Origin of the sequence: Cellulomonas septica, assembly GCF_012396155.1 — a bacterium.
GTDB classification, from domain to species: domain Bacteria; phylum Actinomycetota; class Actinomycetes; order Actinomycetales; family Cellulomonadaceae; genus Cellulomonas; species Cellulomonas septica.
The window spans coordinates 1-4,090 of the sequence record NZ_JAAXOY010000319.1; the positions used below are offsets into that span (position 1 = coordinate 1).

The window sequence follows — 4,090 nt, forward strand, 5'->3', positions numbered from 1 at the left end:
ACGGCTGGGCCTCCTGGTCCGGTGTCACCCGGCCCGACGGCGTCGCCCGCACCGCGGCGCCGGTCACCGGCGGTGTCGCCGCCGCGCCCGCCGAGGTGTACGTCGTCGACACCTGGCAGGAGCTGCGGGACGCGCTCGCCGGCAAGCGCGGCGGGTCGCAGACGGACGCGCGCCGGAACACCGTCCCGCGGATCGTCTACGTGCGCGGCACGATCGACGCCTGGGAGCGCCCGGACGGCACGCGCACCACGTGCGCGGACCTCGAGCGCCAGGTCACGGTCGAGGGGACCGGCGAGCCGTTCGCGATGAGCGACTACGTCGCGGCCTTCGGCCCGGGTGTCGACCCGAGCGGACCGCTCGAGACCGCGCGCACGGCCGCCGCTGCGCTCCAGGCCGCCCAGACGCTCCAGCACGTCGGCTCGAACGTCACGCTCGTGGGCGTCGGCGACGACGCCCGGATCGTCGGCGGGTCCCTGCGCGTCCGCGACGCGAGCAACGTGATCGTCCGGAACCTCACGCTGTCCGACGCGTACGACTGCTTCCCGCAGTGGGACGCGAACGACTCGGGCGGCAACTGGAACTCCGCGTACGACAACCTCTCGGTGTGGACGTCGACGAGCGTGTGGATCGACCACAACACGTTCGACGACGGCGACCACCCGCCGGCCACGCTCGACACCGTGTACGGGCGGCCGTTCGAGGTGCACGACGGCCTCGTCGACATCACGCACGGCTCCGACCTCGTCACCGTGTCGTACAACGCGCTGCGCGAGCACGACAAGACGTCGCTCGTGGGCTCGTCGGACTCCCGGACGCAGGACCGCGGGCAGCACCGCATCACGTACCACCACAACCACTGGACCGACATCGGCCAGCGCGCGCCCCGCGTGCGGTACGGCGACGTGCACGTCTACAACGAGCTCTACGAGCAGACGAAGCCCGCGCTCTACCCCGACGGCGTCGGCTTCCAGTACTACCTGGGCGCCGGGCGGGAGAGCAGCATCGTCGCCGAGCAGAACGTCTTCGAGCTGCTGCCGACGTCCGACCCCGCGACGATCCTCGCGGGCTGGGGCGGGACCGAGGCGAAGGTCACGGGGTCGCTGGTGAACGGCGCGCCGTTCGACGTGCTGGCCGCGTACAACGCGACGGCTGCGACGCCGCTGTCGGACGCGGTCCGGTGGGACCCCGCCGCGGCCTACCCGTACACCGCGCAGCCGGCCGCCGAGGTCGCCGCGACCGTCCGTGCGCAGGCCGGTGCGGGCGTGCTGCGGTCCGGGTCGCCCGTCGCCGACCGTGCGCCCGACCGGTTCCGGCTGTCGCACGACAACGGCTGGGACACCGGGCTGCACGACGGCGACTACACCGTCACCGCGACCCTCTTCTGGGGCAGCAACGGCACGGTCGCGAAGCTGTACGAGGACGGCGTGCTGATCGACGCCGCCTGGCTGGAGGGTCGCACGCCCGGGAGGCAGCAGGTCGCGTTCGACGTCACCGGCCGGACCGACGGCGACCGCACCTACGTCGTCGAGGTCCTCAACCCGTGGGGCTCGTCGACGTCGGCACCGCTGACGGTGCGAGTCCGCGACGCGGCACCCGCGAAGGCCGTCCTGAAGCACGACGACCGGGACGGCGACGGCGACCTGACGATCAGCGCGCACCTGTGGTGGGGCACCAACGCCGAGCAGTACGTGCTCTACCAGGACGGCGTCGAGGTCGACCGCCAGACGCTGACCCCGGCCACGCCGCAGGCGCAGCACGCGACCACGCGGGTCACCGGCCTGGCCCCCGGGACGTACGTGTTCACCGCCGAGCTGTCGAACGCCGCGGGCACCACGGCGACCGCACCCCTCACGGTCGTCGTCCGCCGCTGACGCCCGCGCGGGGTGCGCGGGGACCATCGTCCTCACGCACCCCGCCCGTCGGGCCGTAGTGTTCGGTCGGCGGGGTCGTCCAACGGCGGGCGACCCCCGACCACGGAGGTGACCATGGCCTCGATGCGCCACGAGCTCGAGCAGCGCCGGGACGGCATGTGGACCGGCGCGCACGTCACGCTGCTGCTCGTCGTCCCGGCCGCCTACAGCGCCGTCCTCGTCCCCGGACTCGTGCTCAAGGCCCTCGTCGTCGCGGCCGCCATGGGGCTCGCGCTCGCGGGATACGTGCTCTCGACCAGCGCGAGGCGGCTCGAGGTCATCCTCGACGAGACCGTGCCCGGGCCCACGCCGCCCGGCGTGACCCCGCCGCCCGCCGAGGTCGAGCACAACCCCTGACGGATCGTGCCGGGTCCGCGCCCGGACCACGCCGACGGGCCGACGCCCCAGGGCACAGGGACGCCGGCCCGACGCGGTCGCTCGACCTCTCAGGCCAGCGCCTGCGCCAGCCGCTCGACGAGCTCGGCCTGCGCGGCGACGACCGCGAGCCGCGCGTCGTCGGGCGCGAACCACGCCGCCCGGTCGACCTCGGGGACGGTGATGGTCCGGCCCGAGCGCGGCGGCCACTCGACCTCGACCGTGTTGCTGCGGACCGCCGTCTCGTCGACCGAACCCTCCCGCGCCCACGCGTGCACGACCTTCCCGCCGCTCTGCCGCACGGTGCCCAGCGCCACGTCGGGCACCGACGCGGGCGGCGGAGCGACGCCGAGCTCCTCGGTGAACTCCCGCACCGCGACCGCGAGCAGGTCGTCCTCGTCGGGCTCCGGCTCACCCTTGGGGATCGTCCACGCGCGCTCGCGGCGCTCCCAGAACGGGCCGCCCATGTGCGCGAGCAGCACCTCGATCCCGTCGCCCGTCCGCCGGTAGAGCAGCAGCCCGGCGCTCACGCGGGCCGCCACGCTCAGCCCTTGCCGAGCGCGTCGATCGCGGCGACCTCGTCGGCCGTGAGCTCGAAGCCGAGCGCGCCGAGGTTCTCCTCGAGGCGGTGCTGCTTCGTGGACTTCGGGATGACGACCACGTCGTGCTCGACGTGCCAGCGCAGCACGACCTGCGCGGGCGTCACGCCGTGCGCCCGGGCCGCGTCCGCGATGGCCGCCGCGTCCAGGTCGGTGCGCTTGAGCGGGCTGTAGCCCTCGACGACCACGCCGCGCGCGCGGTGCGCCGCGAGCAGGGCCGGGTCGTGGTCGACCGGGCTGTACGGGATCTGGTTGACGGCCGGCGCGACGCCGGTCGCCTCGATGAGCTCGTCGATCTGCGCGATCGAGTAGTTGGAGACGCCGATCGACCGCACCAGGCCCTCGTCGCGGGCCGCGACGAACTCACGCCACGTGCTGGGCGTCGCCTGCTTGTTCGGCGGCCAGTGCACGAGCCACAGGTCCAGGTGGTCGGTCCCGAGCGCGGCGAGCGACTCCACGAGCGTCTGCCGCTCGCGGCCGACGTGGTCCGGCGGGAGCTTCGTCGTGACGAACACGTCGTCGCGGTCGATGTCGATCGTGGCCAGCGCGCGGCCGACCTCCGCCTCGTTGCCGTAGCCCGTCGCGGTGTCGACGTGGCGGTAGCCGAGCTGCAGCGCGGCCGTCACCGCGCGCTCCGCGTCGCCGCCCTCCGCCTGCCAGGTGCCGAGACCCAGCACCGGGATCTCTCCGCCGGGGATGGTGAGCGTGGGGGTCGTGGGGGGAAGTGTCATGCGTCCCATCCTCACCCGCGGTCCCGGTCGCTGCGCGGCGTGCGTCGTCACCGGGAGGGCCGCCCGGCGACGGTGCGTCACCCGCTGGGCGGTCGCCCGAGGGGTCGATGCGTTCGTACACTTGTTCGATGGTGCGGGAGGTCGACTGGTCGAAGTGGCTGCGCACGCCACGCGGCTGGGTGCGGGTGCCGCCGGCGGCGTGCCCCGCCGGCCACCGCTGGACCACCACGGGTCCGGGCCGGCCCTCGGAGCGGTTCGTCACGTGCGGCTGCACGATCGACCGGCACCACACGCTGTGGGTCTGCCCGGCCTGCGGCATGCACTGCGCCGAGGACTGCCGCGACGTGCGGCTGTGGGCGGGCAGCACGGTGTCCGTCGGCATCACGGTCGACCGGCGGGGCCGCGTGCAGGGGACGGTCGGCCCCGCGTCGCTCCCGTGAGGGCTCGCGTGCGTTCGGGCGTGCGTCGGGCGTCG

Annotated in this window: 5 protein-coding genes; 3 read left to right on the plus strand and 2 right to left on the minus strand. The window is 74.4% G+C overall.

The window, feature by feature from the left end; genetic code table 11:
- On the plus strand, window positions 1-1,871 hold a 1,871-nt coding region (locus tag HGA02_RS12355), incomplete at its 5' end, for a pectate lyase family protein (protein WP_168679262.1).
- A 114-nt stretch (window positions 1,872-1,985) separates the two neighbouring features.
- Window positions 1,986-2,267, plus strand: a complete 282-nt coding sequence (locus HGA02_RS12360; protein WP_168679263.1) for a hypothetical protein — start codon at window positions 1,986-1,988, stop codon at window positions 2,265-2,267.
- Window positions 2,268-2,356: 89 nt separating this feature from the next.
- On the opposite strand, the gene HGA02_RS12365 is transcribed toward HGA02_RS12360, so the two are convergent.
- Both HGA02_RS12365 and HGA02_RS12370 read right to left on the minus strand, forming a co-directional pair.
- Window positions 2,357-2,815, minus strand: a complete 459-nt coding sequence (locus HGA02_RS12365) for an NUDIX hydrolase (protein ID WP_343035460.1) — start codon at window positions 2,813-2,815, stop codon at window positions 2,357-2,359.
- Between the two features lie 14 nt (window positions 2,816-2,829).
- Window positions 2,830-3,615: an aldo/keto reductase gene (locus tag HGA02_RS12370; RefSeq protein ID WP_168679265.1), complete on the minus strand. Its 786-nt coding sequence runs from the start codon at window positions 3,613-3,615 to the stop codon at window positions 2,830-2,832.
- 128 nt (window positions 3,616-3,743) lie between these two features.
- Here HGA02_RS12370 and HGA02_RS12375 point away from each other — a divergent pair, with 128 nt between their 5' ends.
- Window positions 3,744-4,055: a hypothetical protein gene (locus HGA02_RS12375; protein WP_168679266.1), complete on the plus strand. Its 312-nt coding sequence runs from the start codon at window positions 3,744-3,746 to the stop codon at window positions 4,053-4,055.
- Window positions 4,056-4,090: the final 35 nt, after the last annotated feature.